Raw genomic sequence first — 14,481 nt, forward strand, 5'->3', positions numbered from 1 at the left:
TCCGAGGTTTCGGCGGGGCCCCGCTTGGCCTCGGTCATGAACCGCGCCATGAATTCCGTCGTGAACTCACCCATGGGATCGCCTCGGAGAGTCCGGGGACGGTGGTGCCTGCGCTGCCGATGGGCGCGCGGGCCCGGGGTGCACCCGCCCTGACGAGCGGGTGCACGGCGTCCGGTCGGACAAGGTCACCGCCAGCGGCCGATCTCGACGTTCTCCAGAACGCCGAGCGCGTCGGGGACCAGGACCGCGGCCGAGTAGTAGGCCGTCACGAGGTACTTGATGATCGCCTGTTCGTTGATGCCCATGAAACGCACGGACAGGCTGGGCTCGATCTCGTCCGGGATGCTCGCGGCCCGCAGACCGATGACACCCTGGTCGTCCTCGCCGGTACGCATGGCGATGATCGAGGTGGTCCTGGCCTCGGTCACCGGGATCTTGTTGCACGGGTAGATCGGCACACCGCGCCAGGTGGGGATCCGGTTGCCGGCGATGTCGACGGTCTCCGGGACCAGCCCGCGCTTGTTCAGCTCGCGGCCGAACGCGGAGATCGCGCGCGGGTGGGCGAGCAGCAGCTTGGTGCCCCGGCGGCGGCAGAGCAGCTCGTCCAGGTCGTCCGGGCTGGGCACCCCGTCATGCGGCTGGAGCCGCTGGTCGTACTCGCAGTTGTGGAGGAGGCCGAACTCGCGGTTGTTGATCAGCTCGTGCTCCTGGCGCTCCTTCAACGCCTCGACCGTGAGCCGGATCTGCTGCTCGGTCTGGTTCATCGGCTGGTTGTAGAGGTCGGCCACGCGCGTGTGGATGCGCAGGACGGTCTGGGCGACGCTGAGTTCGTACTCGCGCGGCGCGGCCTCGTAGTCGACGAAGGTGTGCGGGATGTCCGGCTCTCCGCTGTGGCCCGCGGCGAGGTCGATCTCCTTCTCGCCGTAGGTGTTGGTGCGCTGCGACGGGATCGCGCGCTGCTCCTGAAGGTGCTCGCTCAGGGTGTCGGCGCGCTCCGCGAGCTGCTCGACGGCCTGACGCGGCAGGACGAGCACCGTGCACGCGGTGACCGCGCGGGCCGTGTACTCCCAGATCGCCTCGGGGTCGAGCAGTGCCTGTTCGCCGAAGTAGGCCCCGTCGGCGAGGACGCCGAGGACCGCGTCGTCGCCGTAGGGCCCGGTGCCGATCTTCTCGACCTTGCCGTGCGCGAGCAGGAACACCTCCGACGCCTGGCTGCCGAATTCGGCCAGTACATCACCGGGCGCGAACTCCCGCTGTTCGCACCGCTGGGCCAGCTCGCCCAGCACGTCGATGTCCTCGTAAGTCCGCAGGGCGGGCAGTTCGCCCAGCTCCGCGGGGATGACGGCGACCCGGTCGCCGGTCTTCACAAAGGTGACGCGGCCGTCACCGACCGCGTAGGTGAGCCGCCTGTTGACCCGGTACGTACCACCCTGCACATTCACCCAGGGCAGGGTGCGCAGCAGCCAGCGCGAGCTGATCTCCTGCATCTGGGGCGTGGACTTCGTGGTGGTGGCCAGGTTCCGGGCAGCGGCCGTGCCGAGACTCTGCTGCGGCTTGTCCTGCTGCGAGCGGACCTCTTCGCCTACCGACATACGGATTTCCCCTCCGGGTGTGCACTGATATCGCGGTCACCGATCTCGCGATCCAGCCTCCCATCACGGAGCGTGCCGATGCTATTACCCGAAAGAGCGGGAATGGATCTTAGAAGACTGGGCATATCAGGGCGCTTTGTCGAGACTCGTGTCGACTCGTGCCCCTGCCCGCACTCCTGTGTCTCTCGCCGAATCTGACCGGATCGACTCGTACGGCCCAGCCTCGACTGGCTCCCGGCGGGAGTCAGGAGTACGAGTCTGCGTACGAGGCGGCCACGACCGGCGGCCGTCGCCACACGGCACGAAGGAGTCGGCCATGGCCCCACCCATGTCCGCGGGCAGGTTTCTCACCGTCCTCAGGAACGAGGGCGTCCGGGTCGTCGAGGTCGGCGACTGGGAACATCACAACCGCAATCACGTGGGCCCCTGGGGTCCCGTCCACGGCGTGATGATCCACCACACCGTGACCTCCGGCAGCGACCGCACCGTGCGCATCTGCCGTGACGGGTACTCGGGACTGCCCGGCCCGTTGTGCCACGGCGTCATCACCAAGGACGGCCGGGTCCACCTCGTCGGCTACGGCCGCGCCAACCACGCCGGTCTCGGCGACGACGACGTGCTGCGGGCCGTGATCGCCGAGAAGGCGCTCCCGCTGGACAACGAGTCCAACACCGACGGGAACCGTCACTTCTACGGCTTCGAGTGCGAGAACCTCGGCGACGGCCAGGACCCCTGGCCGAAGGCCCAGCTCGACGCGATCGAACGGGTCTCCGCCGCCATCTGCCGCCACCACGGCTGGAACCAGCGGTCCGTCATCGGCCATCTCGAATGGCAGCCCGGCAAGATCGACCCCCGGGGCTTCACCATGACCTCCATGAGAAACCGCGTACGGGACCGCCTGAAATAGGCGCCGGGGCACACGGTTCCGACGCCGACCGGTCATGTGTCCGACAATGGGCACGTGACCGGCCAGCCCTCCGCCCCCGACCCCACCGCCGCCCTGGACCCCCGGCTGCCTTCCCCCCTCCAGGAGGCCGCGGACGAGCGCTTCGCCCGGCACGGCGTCCGGCTGCTCCTCAAGCGCGACGACCTGATCCATCCGCGGCTCGTCGGCAACAAGTGGCGCAAGCTGGCCCCCAACCTGCGTGCGGCGGCCGGCCGGCCGCTGCTCACCTTCGGCGGCGCGTACTCGAACCATCTGCGGGCCACCGCCGCCGCGGGCCACCTCCTGGGCCTGCCCACGATCGGTGTGGTCCGCGGTCAGGAACTGGCCGACCGCCCCCTCAACCCGTCCCTGTCCCGCTGCGCGGCGGACGGCATGCGGCTGCACTTCATCGACAGATCGACGTATCGCCACAAGTCCGACCCGGTCACGCTGGCCACCGTCCTCCGCGACGCCGGCGCCCAGGACGCCTATGTCGTCCCCGAGGGCGGCAGCAACTCCCTCGCCGTGCGCGGCTGCCGGGACCTCGGCGTGGAACTGCGCGGCCGGGCCGACGTCGTGGCCCTCGCCTGCGGCACCGGCGGCACCCTCGCCGGTCTGGCCGCCGGACTGACCCCCGACCAGCGCGCCCTCGGGATTCCGGTTCTCAAGGGCGGCTTCCTCGAAGAGGAGATACGACGGCTCCAGGACCGGGCTTTCGGCGGGCCGCGCGGCGACTGGCGTCTCGACGACCGCTTCCACTTCGGCGGCTACGCGCGCACCACCCCCGAACTTGACGCCTTCGCCGCCGACTTCGAGGCCCGTCACTCCCTGCCCGTCGAGCGTCTCTATGTCGCCAAGTTGCTCCATGGACTTGTCGCCCTGGCGGCGGAGGGTGCCTTCCCGCGCGGGACGACGGTCGCCGCGGTGATCACCGGACGCCCCTTCGAGGAATTCGGAGAAGTGGAACACACACCCCGGGAGAACTCCCGGGACGACTCCCGGAACACCTCCTAGGACGCCTCCCGGTAGACCGCCGCCTCCTCCAGGTCCAGCCGTCGCAGCAGCGTGCGCAGCATCTCGTCGTCGATGTACCGGCCGTCCCGCAGCCGTACGAAGACCGCGCGCTCGGCGCCGATCATCTCCCGGGAGAGTCGGCTGTAGACGTCGTCGACGCTCTCGCCGGTCACCGGGTTGACGGCGCCGAGCCGCTCCCAGACGGCGTTGCGGCGCCGTTCCAGGACCGTGTGGAGGCGGTCGACGAGCGGGGGCGGCAGTTCGTTGCGCTCGTCGGCGAGGAGTTCGTCGAGGCGGGCCTCGGCGGCGCGGGACGCCTGGGCCTGGGCGTTGGCCTCGGCGAGGGTCTCGGCCTGCTGGTCGCGTCCCGGCAGCTTCAGGATCCGGATCAGCGGCGGCAGGGTCAGCCCCTGGATGACGAGCGTCCCGATGACCGTCGTGAAGGTCAGGAAGAGGATCAGGTTCCGCTCGGGGAAGTCGTCGCCGCCGTGCACCGTGAGCGGGATCGAGAAGGCGATGGCCAGCGAGACGACGCCCCGCATTCCGGCCCAGGAGATGACGAAGGGCCCCTTCCAGGTGGGGTTGTCCTCCCGTTCCCTGATGCGTCGCGACAGGATCCGCGGCAGGAAGGTCGCCGGATACACCCACACGAACCGGGTCGCGACCACGACGAGGAAGACGGCCACGGCGTACCAGGTGGCGCGCGCCCCTTCGTACTCCTCCAAGCCTTCGAGGACGACCGGGAGCTGGAGGCCGATGAGGGCGAACACGGCGGATTCCAGCAGGAAGGCGACCATCTTCCAGACGGCCTCCTCCTGGAGGCGGGTGGCGAAGTCGACCTGCCAGTTGCGGTAGCCGAGGTACAGGCCGACGACGACCACGGCGAGCACCCCGGAGGCGTGCACCCACTCGGCGAGCCCGTAGGCGACGAACGGGATCAGCAGCGAAAGGGTGTTCTGGAGCAGCGCTTCCTTCAGGTGGGTGCGCAGCCAGTGGATCGGGACCATCAGCAGGAGCCCGACCGCGACACCGCCGACCGCCGCCACCAGGAACTCCACGATCCCGCCGGACCAGCTCGCGCCCTCGCCGAGGGTGGCCGCGAGTGCCACCCGGTAGGCGGTGATCGCGGTCGCGTCGTTCACCAGGGACTCGCCCTGGAGGATCGTGGTGATCCGCGACGGCAGCCCCACCCGCCGGGCGACCGCCGTCGCCGCGACCGCGTCCGGCGGAGCGACCACCGCGCCGAGCACCAGCGCGGCCGTCAGCGGCAGCCCCGGCACGATCAGATACGCGGCCCAGCCCACGGCGAGGGTCGCGAAGAGCACATAGCCGACCGACAGCAGCGCCACGGGCCGCAGTTGGGCCCGCAGGTCGAGGTACGAGCTGTCGCTGGCGGCCGTGTACAGCAGCGGGGGCAGGATCAGCGGCAGAACGATCTCGGGGTCGAGCTCGTAGTGCGGCACTCCCGGCAGATACGACACCACGAGCCCCGCCGCGACCAGCAGCAGCGGGGCGGGCACCGGCGTACGCCGGGCGGCCCCGGCGACCGTCGCGCTCCCGGCGACCAGCAACAGCAAGGGCAAGAAGTGCATCGCTTCCGCCGCCTTCGTTTCCGCGCGATGTTCCGCGCACCCGTCGTAACCTGGCAATCATGAAACAGTGCACGCACACGGACGCGCTGCCGCACCCCGCGCCTGATCCCCTCACCGACACCTGCCCGGAGTGCCTGGCCGCCGGGAGCCATCCGGTGCAGTTGCGGATGTGTCTGGAGTGCGGACACGTGGGCTGCTGCGACTCCTCGCCGATGCGGCACGCCACCGAGCACCACAAGGAGAGCGGCCATCCCATCATGCGCACGTTCGAACCGGGCGAGACCTGGCGCTGGTGCTTCGTCGACCATGTACTCGTATGACGGACCATGGCGGACCATGTACGCGTACGAGCCCGAAGCCGAGCGCCGCACGACGGAACCATGTCACCCCGTGACACGTCGACGTACTCGTGTGACAAGGTTCGGCAGTCCGGCGCCTGGGTACGTCAATCCGGCGCGCGCTCTTCCTATTTGAGGCCCGCAGACCTCTAGCCACCGAGCGTATTCATAGGCTTACTATGAGTGACAGCATGGGGTGGGGTCCTCAGGACCCCGAGGACACGGCGCTCGGTAGCGCGATAGCGTCACCGCTGAACCACGTAGCGCGTTACCCCGGGGGGCGACCCCTGGGCCCCCGAAAAAGCTTGTACCACCTTGGAGGTGAGGGTGTCCCAGATCGCAGGCGAGCCCGGGACCCAGGACTTCGTGGAAGTCCGGCTGCCGGCCGCGGGTGCCTACCTGTCGGTGCTGCGTACGGCGACGGCCGGCCTCGCGGCCCGTTTGGACTTCACCCTCGACGAGATCGAGGACCTTCGCATCGCGGTCGACGAGGCCTGCGCGATCCTGCTTCAGCAGGCCGTGCCCGGCTCGGTGCTCAGCTGTGTCTTCCGTCTGGTCGACGATTCGCTGGAGGTCACGGTCTCGGCCCCCACCACGGACGGGCACGCCCCCGCGCGTGACACCTTCGCCTGGACCGTGCTGTCGGCCCTCGCGGGCAAGGTCTCCTCCGCGGTGGCCGACGACAAAACCGTTTCGATCAGCCTCTACAAACAGCGCGGCGCGGGACCCGGGCCGGCGTGAGGAACGGGGACGGGCCGGTGCGGGACGAAGAACGCGGCACACGGGAACTTCCCGCGGAGGACGACGGCGGTCCGAGCGGACCGGCGCATCTGGCGGACGGCGTCGACGGCATCCCCGAACAGGCCCGGCCGCACCCGGAGGACGAATCCTCGGCGGCGGTCGGAATGTCTCGATGGGCGGATCCGGCCGACGACGAGGAGCACGAGGCGCCCTCCGGCGGGCAACCGGATCCGGAGGGTGCCCTACGGAGCACCACGTCCTCACGAGGGCGGACTGGGGCCTCCCCCGCTCCAGCACAGTCGGGAGCTGGGGGAACGGTGACGGCGGGCGGGACTATGAGCGAGCACGAGCGACACGACGAGGCGGGTGCGCCGCAGAGCGCGCAGAGTGTGCGAAGCACGCACCACGACCCTCAGGACCGCAGCGGGGCGCGAGCCCTGTTCATAGAGCTGCGCGCCCTGCCGGACGGCAGCGCCGAGTACGCGGAGCTGCGCAACCGGCTGGTCCGGATGCATCTGCCGCTCGTGGAGCACCTCGCGCGCCGGTTCCGCAACCGCGGCGAGCCGCTGGACGACCTGACGCAGGTCGCCACCATCGGTCTGATCAAGTCGGTGGACCGCTTCGACCCGGACCGCGGCGTGGAGTTCTCCACCTACGCGACCCCGACGGTCGTCGGCGAGATCAAGCGCCACTTCCGCGACAAGGGCTGGGCGGTGCGGGTGCCGCGCCGGCTCCAGGAGCTGCGCCTCGCGCTGACCACGGCCACGGCCGAGCTGTCCCAGCAGCACGGCCGTTCCCCGACGGTGCACGAGCTGGCGGAGAAGCTGGCCATCTCGGAGGAGGAGGTCCTGGAGGGCCTGGAGTCGGCCAACGCCTACTCCACGCTGTCCCTGGACGTCCCCGACACCGACGACGAGTCCCCGGCCGTCGCGGACACCCTCGGCGCCGAGGACGAGGCACTGGAGGGCGTCGAGTACCGGGAGTCCCTGAAGCCGCTGCTCGAAGACCTCCCGCCCCGCGAGAAGCGGATCCTGCTGCTGCGCTTCTTCGGCAACATGACCCAGTCGCAGATCGCCCAGGAGGTCGGCATCTCCCAGATGCATGTCTCCCGGCTGCTGGCGAGGACCCTGGCGCAGCTGCGGGAGAAGCTGCTCGTCGAGGAGTAGCGAAGCCGGGAAGCGGCGAAGCCGCGGAGGAACGCGGCCGCGGAGGAACGCGGCCGCGGAGGAACGGAACAGCGAAGTGGGACAGCGGATACGCCGGTCCTCGCGACCGGCTATCGCCCGGATTCCTCCGCCCGGCCCGGCCCCTGGATACCGAGGGCCCGGGTCGTCGCGGGATTGAGCAGCAGGACCAGCGCGGCGACGGCGACCACGGCGAGCACGATGCCCGCCGGGATCGCCACGCTGTCGGCGCGCAGCAGGTTGTAGGCCACCGGCAGCGCCATGATCTGGGTGATGACGGCGGGCCCCCGGCTCCAGCTCCGCCGCAGCAGCAGTCCGCGCGCGGCGATCAGCGGCAGCAGGGCCAGCGCGACGAGGGTGACGCCCCCGGTGACGCCGGTGCTCAGGTCGTCCGGGTCTCCGGTGAGACCCAGGACGAGCATGGCCCCGCCGCCCACCAGCAGGGCCACTCCCTCCAGCGCGGCCAGCGCGGCCGCGGCGGTCAGCCGCCCGGGGCGGGGCTCGGCGTCGGAGGTGTCCGGGGTGGAGGTCTGCTCAGGGCTCACGTGTGAAGGGTAGCCCTCGCCCTCCGGCCGGATCCGACCCCGGTGCCCGGCACGTACCCCGCTTTCGCGCGCCCCCACGTGCTCATCGTCACTACCCGATCTTCCCCTTGATCCGCACCTCGGTATGGGCCGAGTACCACCCAGTAGGTACGCTGCAACGCATGCGTGCACTTCTCGTGGTCAATCCGGCGGCAACCACCACAAGCGCACGTACGCGCGATGTGCTCATCCACGCGCTCGCGAGCGAGATGAAGCTCGAGGCGGTCACCACCGAGTACAGAGGCCACGCGCGGGACCTCGCCCGGCAGGCCGCGGAGGGCAAGGGCGACATCGAACTGGTCGTCGCGCTCGGCGGCGACGGCACGGTCAACGAGGTCGTCAACGGCCTGCTGCACCACGGCCCCGCCCCCGACCGCCTCCCCCGCCTCGCCGTGGTCCCCGGCGGCTCCACCAATGTCTTCGCCCGCGCGCTGGGGCTGCCCAACGACGCGGTGGAGGCGACCGGCGTCCTGCTCGACGCCCTGCGCGAGAGCCGGGAGCGCACGATCGGCCTGGGCATGGCCTCGGGCACCCCGGGCACGGAGGACGAGGCGGTGCCGTCCCGCTGGTTCACTTTCTGTGCCGGCCTCGGATTCGACGCGGGTGTGATCGGCCGGGTCGAGCAACAGCGGGAACGCGGACGGAAATCCACACACGCTCTTTACCTGCGTCAGGCATTTCGGCAGTTCCTGGAAGAGCCTCATCGCAGACTCGGCACGATCACTGTGGAGCGGCCCGGGCAGGACCCGATTTCCGATCTTGTGCTGTCCATAGTCTGCAACACGTCCCCGTGGACGTTTCTGGGCAATCGCCCGGTGTACGCGTCACCTAAGGCCTCGTTCGATAAAGGCCTCGATGTGCTCGGTCTCAGCCGCATGTCGACGCCCGCGCTCGCCCGATATGGCACACAGTTGCTCACTTCGTCCCCCGAGCGCGGACCCCAGGGCAAGCACGCCACCACCCTGCACGATCTGACCGACTTCACCTTGCATTCGAAGGTCCCCCTCCCCCTCCAGATGGACGGCGACCACCTCGGACTGCGTACGAGCGTGACGTTCACAGGCGTACGCCGTGCACTGCGTGTGATTGTGTGAGCGGAACGGGCAAAAGTCCTTCCACTCGAACGTTTAGGCCAGGATCCACCCCATGGAAGTACGGCTGTGACACAGTCGACACCGAGGAATCAAAAAAAACTTTCCGGAAGGGGTTGTATCCGCCGCTGAGGTTTGCGAGTCTCTACGTGGCGCTCGGGACAGCCCGCAACACCGGCTCAAGCAAGCGCCAGAACCCCTCCTCAATCCACAGGACCACACCAGTCCGTCTGGTGATCGGCCCTTCACTTGTTGAGGGATTCGTGAAAGCGTTCACATTCACAAGCAACGTGCAAGTAATACCAAGGAGAGGTAGCAGCCATGGACTGGCGTCACAACGCCGTTTGCCGCGAGGAAGACCCCGAGCTCTTCTTCCCCATCGGCAACACCGGTCCTGCGCTGCTGCAGATCGAGGAAGCCAAGGCTGTCTGCCGTCGCTGCCCGGTTATCGAGCAGTGTCTGCAGTGGGCGCTTGAGTCCGGCCAGGACTCCGGCGTCTGGGGTGGTCTCAGCGAGGACGAGCGCCGCGCCATGAAGCGCCGCGCCGCCCGCAACCGGGCCCGTCAGGCATCCGCCTGATATCCCACCCAGCAATAGCCTGAGCTTGGCGGCGCGCACAGCGAGTGCGCTTCTCCCGCCCCCGAGCCGCAGCGCGCAGTGCCCCCGGTGCGCTTAATCAGCCACTTGCCCGAGCCCCGGACCAGATCATGGTCCGGGGCTCGGTGCTGTTTCGTCGTTGCGGGCACCCCTGCTACTGCTACTTCTGTGCCAGCACCGGGATGTCCAGGATCACCTGGGTGCCCCGCTCCGGAGCCGGGACCATGTCGAAGGTGCCGCCCAACTCCCCCTCCACCAGCGTCCGTACGATCTGCAGGCCGAGGTTGCCCGAGCGGTGCGGGTCGAAGCCCTCGGGGAGGCCGACGCCGTCGTCCTGCACCGTGACGAGGAGACGGGTCTCCTTGGTGGTGCCGCCGCGTACGGCCGAGACCTCGACGGTGCCGGTGTCGCCCTCACGGAAACCGTGTTCGAGGGCGTTCTGCAGGATCTCGGTGAGAACCATGGAGAGCGGCGTCGCGACCTCCGCGTCCAGGATGCCGAAGCGTCCGGTGCGCCGGCCGACGACCTTGCCCGGGGAGATCTCGGCGACCATGGCGAGCACCCGGTCCGCGATCTCGTCGAACTCCACCCGCTCGTCCAGGTTCTGGGACAGCGTCTCATGCACGATCGCGATCGACCCGACCCGTCGTACGGCCTCTTCGAGGGCCTCCCGGCCGCGCTCGGACTCGATGCGCCGGGCCTGGAGCCGCAGCAGCGCGGCGACGGTCTGGAGGTTGTTCTTCACCCGGTGGTGGATCTCCCGGATGGTCGCGTCCTTGGTGATCAACTCACGCTCGCGGCGCCGCAGTTCCGTCACGTCCCGCAGCAGCACCAGCGAACCGATGCGCGGCCCCTTGGGCTTGAGGGGGATCGCGCGGAACTGGATCACGCCCTCGACGGACTCGATCTCGAACTCGCGCGGCGCCCACCCGCTCGCCACCTTGGCCAACGCCTCGTCCACCGGCCCCCGGGAGGGCGCGAGTTCGGCGGTCGTACGGCCGAGATGGCAGCCCACGAGGTCGGCGGCGAGACCGAGGCGGTGGTACGCGGAGAGGGCGTTCGGGGAGGCGTACTGGACGATGCCGTCGGCGTCGAGCCTGATCAGCCCGTCGCCGACGCGCGGCGATGCGTCCATGTCGACCTGCTGGTCGGGGAACGGGAACGCTCCGGCGGCGATCATCTGGGCCAGGTCCGACGCGCTCTGGAGATACGTCAGCTCCAGCCGGCTCGGGGTCCGCACGGTCAGCAGATTGGTGTTGCGCGCGATGACACCGAGCACGCGCCCCTCCCTGCGCACGGGGATGGACTCGACCCGTACGGGCACCTCCTCACGCCACTCGGGGTCGCCCTCACGGACGATGCGGCCCTCGTCGACCGCGACGTCGAGCAGGGGGCGGCGGCCGCGCGGGACCAGGTGGCCGACCATGTCGTCCTGGTACGAGGTGGGGCCGGTGTTGGGGCGCATCTGGGCCACGGAGACATAGCGGGTGCCGTCGCGGGTGGGGACCCAGAGGACCAGGTCGGCGAAGGAGAGGTCGGACAGCAGCTGCCACTCCGACACCAGCAGATGCAGCCACTCCAGGTCGGAGTCGCTGAGAGCGGTGTGCTGGCGGACGAGTTCGTTCATGGAGGGCACGTGTGCGAGCGTACCTGGCGGTACGAACATGACCGGAAACAGTGGGGGGCGTGGCCGGTAAGGGCTCGGGAACCGGCTGTTGTCGGGCCCGGAGACACCCGCGGGCCGCGGCGCCTGAGAGGGACCCTCAGCCCTCCCGGCACCGCAGCCCGGAGCAACATCGACCGTGGGGTGTGCGGTCCCAGTCGGCCGAAGGATGAGGATCCGGAGCAGTCAGGGCAGAGAGCGCCGGGTCCTCGTCCGCCTTCCTGTGCGGGGAAGACGGAGGCTTGTTCTTCTTCGCCTGTGGTCGTCCGCGGCCGTGAGCCGCTGATCGATCACATGCTCTACCACGCATTGTTGACTAGACCACTGCGTGTGTCCATGCGTTGGCAGATGTTTGTTGTTGTTCCCTTGCCCGACATCTGCCGACGGCTCCTACGCAGAGTAGCCCCCTTCAGCATGAGGGCGGGCCGGAATGCCGCGTTCGGCGATCGGGCTCTCGGCGGGGAATTCACCGCTCGCGGCCCCTTCGCGTGGAGGCCACCCCTGCTAGATTGGTCTACACCACATGAGAGATGCTTGACCCCACGGGTTCCGGTCGAGCCTTCTTGAGTCCTTCTTCCCAGATCGGCAGGCACAGCGTGGAAGTTGTCATCGTTCCGGATGCCAAGGCGGGTGGCGAGCTCATAGCCGAGGCGATGGCGGAGTTGCTCCGGCGCAAGCCCGAGGCGCTGCTCGGGGTGGCCACGGGGTCGACCCCGCTGCCCATCTACACGGCGCTGGCGCGGAAGGTGCGGTCCGGTGCCGTGGACGCCTCGCGGGCCCGGGTCGCGCAGCTCGACGAGTACGTGGGGCTGCCGGCCGAGCACCCCGAGTCGTACCGCTCGGTGCTGCGGCGCGAGGTGCTGGAGCCGCTGGGGCTCGGCATGGACGCGTTCATGGGGCCCGACGGGACCGCCGAGGACGTGGCGGCGGCGTGTGAGGCGTACGACAGGGCGCTGGCCGGGGCCGGGGGTGTGGATCTGCAACTGCTCGGCATCGGGACCGACGGGCACATCGGGTTCAACGAACCCTGCTCGTCGCTCGTCTCCCGGACGCGGATCAAGACGCTGACCGAGCAGACCCGGATCGACAACGCGCGGTTCTTCGACGGCGACATCGAACAGGTGCCGCACCACGTCATCACCCAGGGCATCGGCACGATCCTGGAGGCCCGGCACCTGGTGCTGCTCGCGACCGGCGAGGGCAAGGCGGACGCCGTCGCGGCGACCGTGGAGGGGCCGGTGGCGGCGGTGTGCCCCGCCTCGGCGCTGCAGCTCCACCGTCACGCGACCGTCGTGGTGGACGAGGGTGCCGCGTCGAAGCTGAAGCTGGCGGACTACTTCCGGCACACGTACGACAACAAGCCCGACTGGCAGGGGATCTAGCGCCGCCGGGACATGCCTAGGCGCCACGGCCCGATGGGAGGGGCTGTGGCGCCTCTGTGCGTCTGAGCTGCGGGGTGTCGGACGGCGGGGTGTCGGACGGCGGGATGTCGGACGGCGGGATGTCGGACGGCGGGATGTCGGACGGTGGGATGTCGGGCGGTGGGATGTCGGGCGGCGGGTGGAACGGGTGGCGCGCGTGTCCGCCCGTTCCACCCGCCGTCCGGCCCGCTACCGCACTCCCGCGATGACCTCGGCCGCCGCCCTGCCGCAGACCCTCGCCGCGCCGTGGGTGGCGATGTGGAGGGCGCCTCGGGGCGGGGACTGGGGGATGCCCATCTCCACGACGATCGTGTCGGGGCGGGTGGTGAGGAGGGTGTCGAGGGCGGTCGTCATCCAGGGGTGGCGGTGTTCGTCGCGGACGACGGCGACGACACGGCGGGGGCCGGCGACCGCCAGGGCGGAGGCGCCCGCGCTGTCGCCCGCGAAGGTGCCCGTCTCGGTGCCCGGGAGGAGGCGGGCCAGCTCCGCGCCGACGCCCCAGGGGGTCTCGTCGCCCACGGCGATGTTCGCCACCGGGGTGAAGGCCGCGACGTAGAGGGGCTGGGTGGGCGGCTCGTAGGGCGCCGCGACGGTCGTCGTGAGGGCGCGGCGGGCGGCCACGAGTCCGACGCCCCCCTCGGTGCCGCCCGTCCCGCCGGTGGCCTCGGGCCCTGTGCCGTCGGCGCGGCCCGCTCCCCCGGCCGCCGCCCGTGTCCACTTCGCCAGCTCCCGGACCCGGTTCGCCGCGTCCGCCAGGCGTTCCTCCGCGAGGTCGCCGTGGCGGACGGCGGTGACGAGGGCGTCACGCAGACGGCGGACGGTCTCGTCGTCGGCGAGGCCGCCGCCGACGCAGATGGCGTCGGCACCGGCGGCGAGGGCGAGGACGCTGCCGTGTTCGATGCCGTAGGTGCCGGCGATGGCCTGCATCTCCATGCCGTCGGTGACGATGAGGCCGTCGTAGCCGAGGTCGCCGCGGAGGAGGTCCGTGAGGATGCCCCGGGACAACGTCGCCGGAAGGGCCGGGTCCAGGGCCGGGACCAGGATGTGGGCGCTCATCATCGCGCGCGAACCGGCGGCGATGGCGGCGCGGAAGGGGGCCAGGTCCCGGGATTCCACGAGCGAGCGGTCCGCGTCGATGCGGGGCAGGGAGAGGTGGGAGTCGACTGCGGTGTCGCCGTGGCCCGGGAAGTGCTTGGTGCAGGCGGCGACGCCCGCGGCCTGGAGGCCGGTGACATAGGCGGCCGTGTGGCGGGCGACCAGGTCGGGGTCGGCGCCGAAGGAGCGCACCCCGATGACCGGGTTGGACGGGTTGGCGTTCACGTCGGCCGACGGGGCCCAGTTGAAGTCGACACCGCACTCCGCGAGGCGCCGGCCCAGGGCGAAGGCGACCTCCCTGGTCAGGTCCACGTCGTCGACCGCGCCCAGGGCGTGGTTGCCCGGGAAGGAGGAGCCGTTGCGGACCTCCAGGCGGGTGACGTCACCGCCCTCCTCGTCGATCGCGACCAGGACGTCCTCGTGCTCGGCACGCAACCGCGCGGTGAGGGCGGCCAGTTGTCCGGGCGAGACGATGTTGCGGCCGAAGAGACCGACGGAGGCGAGGCCCTCGCCGAGGCGGCGGAGCAGCCAGTCGGGGGCGGTGGTGCCCGTGAAGCCGGGCTGCAGGACCGTCAGCGCGTCCCGCGCGAGCCCGTCCTGTCCGGAAGGGGAACCGGGCGAGCCGGTGGCGAATGTCGTCATCG

13 protein-coding genes are annotated in these 14,481 nt (G+C 70.3%); 8 read left to right on the forward strand and 5 right to left on the reverse strand.

Features of this window, described 5'->3' with window-relative positions:
• Window positions 1-185 precede the first annotated feature (185 nt).
• On the reverse strand, window positions 186-1,592 hold the full coding sequence (locus ABT147_RS10770; RefSeq protein ID WP_351404175.1) for a family 2B encapsulin nanocompartment shell protein: 1,407 nt from the start codon (window positions 1,590-1,592) through the stop codon (window positions 186-188).
• A gap of 316 nt (window positions 1,593-1,908) precedes the next feature.
• Between ABT147_RS10770 and ABT147_RS10775 the strand changes: the two genes are divergently transcribed.
• Window positions 1,909-2,499 (forward strand): N-acetylmuramoyl-L-alanine amidase, encoded by a 591-nt coding sequence (locus ABT147_RS10775; protein ID WP_351404177.1) that lies wholly within the window; start codon window positions 1,909-1,911, stop codon window positions 2,497-2,499.
• A 54-nt stretch (window positions 2,500-2,553) separates the two neighbouring features.
• Window positions 2,554-3,531: a 1-aminocyclopropane-1-carboxylate deaminase/D-cysteine desulfhydrase gene (locus ABT147_RS10780; RefSeq protein WP_351404179.1), complete on the forward strand. Its 978-nt coding sequence runs from the start codon at window positions 2,554-2,556 to the stop codon at window positions 3,529-3,531.
• On the opposite strand, the gene ABT147_RS10785 is transcribed toward ABT147_RS10780, so the two are convergent.
• Window positions 3,528-5,123 carry a Na+/H+ antiporter gene (locus ABT147_RS10785; RefSeq protein ID WP_351404181.1) on the reverse strand — a complete coding sequence of 532 codons (1,596 nt, stop codon included), beginning with the start codon at window positions 5,121-5,123 and terminating at the stop codon, window positions 3,528-3,530. The two genes, ABT147_RS10780 and ABT147_RS10785, sit on opposite strands and share 4 nt — an antisense overlap.
• 59 nt (window positions 5,124-5,182) lie before the next feature.
• Here ABT147_RS10785 and ABT147_RS10790 point away from each other — a divergent pair, with 59 nt between their 5' ends.
• The 3 genes from ABT147_RS10790 to ABT147_RS10800 all read left to right on the forward strand — a co-directional run bounded on the left by ABT147_RS10790 (window position 5,183) and on the right by ABT147_RS10800 (window position 7,368).
• The gene (locus ABT147_RS10790) at window positions 5,183-5,443 is read left to right on the forward strand and encodes a UBP-type zinc finger domain-containing protein (RefSeq protein WP_351404183.1); all 261 of its coding nucleotides are present in this window, start codon (window positions 5,183-5,185) and stop codon (window positions 5,441-5,443) included.
• A 345-nt stretch (window positions 5,444-5,788) separates the two neighbouring features.
• On the forward strand, window positions 5,789-6,202 hold the full coding sequence (locus tag ABT147_RS10795) for an ATP-binding protein (protein WP_037695150.1): 414 nt from the start codon (window positions 5,789-5,791) through the stop codon (window positions 6,200-6,202).
• Window positions 6,199-7,368, forward strand: coding sequence for a SigB/SigF/SigG family RNA polymerase sigma factor (locus ABT147_RS10800; protein ID WP_351404185.1), 1,170 nt, complete (start codon window positions 6,199-6,201; stop codon window positions 7,366-7,368). Before ABT147_RS10795 ends, ABT147_RS10800 begins: the two co-directional genes overlap by 4 nt.
• Window positions 7,369-7,478: 110 nt before the next feature.
• On the opposite strand, the gene ABT147_RS10805 is transcribed toward ABT147_RS10800, so the two are convergent.
• The gene (locus ABT147_RS10805; protein WP_351404187.1) at window positions 7,479-7,931 is read right to left on the reverse strand and encodes a hypothetical protein; all 453 of its coding nucleotides are present in this window, start codon (window positions 7,929-7,931) and stop codon (window positions 7,479-7,481) included.
• A 161-nt stretch (window positions 7,932-8,092) separates the two neighbouring features.
• On the opposite strand from ABT147_RS10805, the gene ABT147_RS10810 reads away from it, so the two are divergent.
• Window positions 8,093-9,064, forward strand: a complete 972-nt coding sequence (locus ABT147_RS10810; RefSeq protein WP_351404610.1) for a diacylglycerol/lipid kinase family protein — start codon at window positions 8,093-8,095, stop codon at window positions 9,062-9,064.
• 318 nt (window positions 9,065-9,382) lie between these two features.
• Window positions 9,383-9,640 (forward strand): WhiB family transcriptional regulator, encoded by a 258-nt coding sequence (locus ABT147_RS10815; protein ID WP_003992873.1) that lies wholly within the window; start codon window positions 9,383-9,385, stop codon window positions 9,638-9,640.
• Between the two features lie 178 nt (window positions 9,641-9,818).
• Here ABT147_RS10815 and ABT147_RS10820 read toward each other — a convergent pair whose 3' ends face one another.
• The gene (locus ABT147_RS10820; RefSeq protein WP_351404189.1) at window positions 9,819-11,294 is read right to left on the reverse strand and encodes a sensor histidine kinase; all 1,476 of its coding nucleotides are present in this window, start codon (window positions 11,292-11,294) and stop codon (window positions 9,819-9,821) included.
• Between the two features lie 623 nt (window positions 11,295-11,917).
• On the opposite strand from ABT147_RS10820, the gene nagB reads away from it, so the two are divergent.
• Window positions 11,918-12,703: a glucosamine-6-phosphate deaminase gene (nagB, locus tag ABT147_RS10825; protein ID WP_351404191.1), complete on the forward strand. Its 786-nt coding sequence runs from the start codon at window positions 11,918-11,920 to the stop codon at window positions 12,701-12,703.
• A 228-nt stretch (window positions 12,704-12,931) separates the two neighbouring features.
• Here nagB and ABT147_RS10830 read toward each other — a convergent pair whose 3' ends face one another.
• Window positions 12,932-14,479: a glycoside hydrolase family 3 protein gene (locus ABT147_RS10830; protein WP_351404193.1), complete on the reverse strand. Its 1,548-nt coding sequence runs from the start codon at window positions 14,477-14,479 to the stop codon at window positions 12,932-12,934.
• Window positions 14,480-14,481: the final 2 nt, after the last annotated feature.

Source organism: Streptomyces sp. NPDC001868, assembly GCF_040297125.1.
Classification (GTDB): domain Bacteria; phylum Actinomycetota; class Actinomycetes; order Streptomycetales; family Streptomycetaceae; genus Streptomyces.

Excerpts from the sequence above, each read along its gene's own strand:
- ABT147_RS10830 (WP_351404193.1), bottom strand. The coding sequence starts at position 14,479 with ATGACGACATTCGCCACCGGCTCGCCCGGTTCCCCTTCCGGACAGGAC.
- ABT147_RS10785 (WP_351404181.1), bottom strand. The coding sequence starts at position 5,123 with ATGCACTTCTTGCCCTTGCTGTTGCTGGTCGCCGGGAGCGCGACGGTC.
- ABT147_RS10810 (WP_351404610.1), top strand. The coding sequence starts at position 8,093 with ATGCGTGCACTTCTCGTGGTCAATCCGGCGGCAACCACCACAAGCGCA.
- ABT147_RS10775 (WP_351404177.1), top strand. The coding sequence starts at position 1,909 with ATGGCCCCACCCATGTCCGCGGGCAGGTTTCTCACCGTCCTCAGGAAC.
- ABT147_RS10815 (WP_003992873.1), top strand. The coding sequence starts at position 9,383 with ATGGACTGGCGTCACAACGCCGTTTGCCGCGAGGAAGACCCCGAGCTC.
- ABT147_RS10790 (WP_351404183.1), top strand. The coding sequence starts at position 5,183 with ATGAAACAGTGCACGCACACGGACGCGCTGCCGCACCCCGCGCCTGAT.
- ABT147_RS10770 (WP_351404175.1), bottom strand. The coding sequence starts at position 1,592 with ATGTCGGTAGGCGAAGAGGTCCGCTCGCAGCAGGACAAGCCGCAGCAG.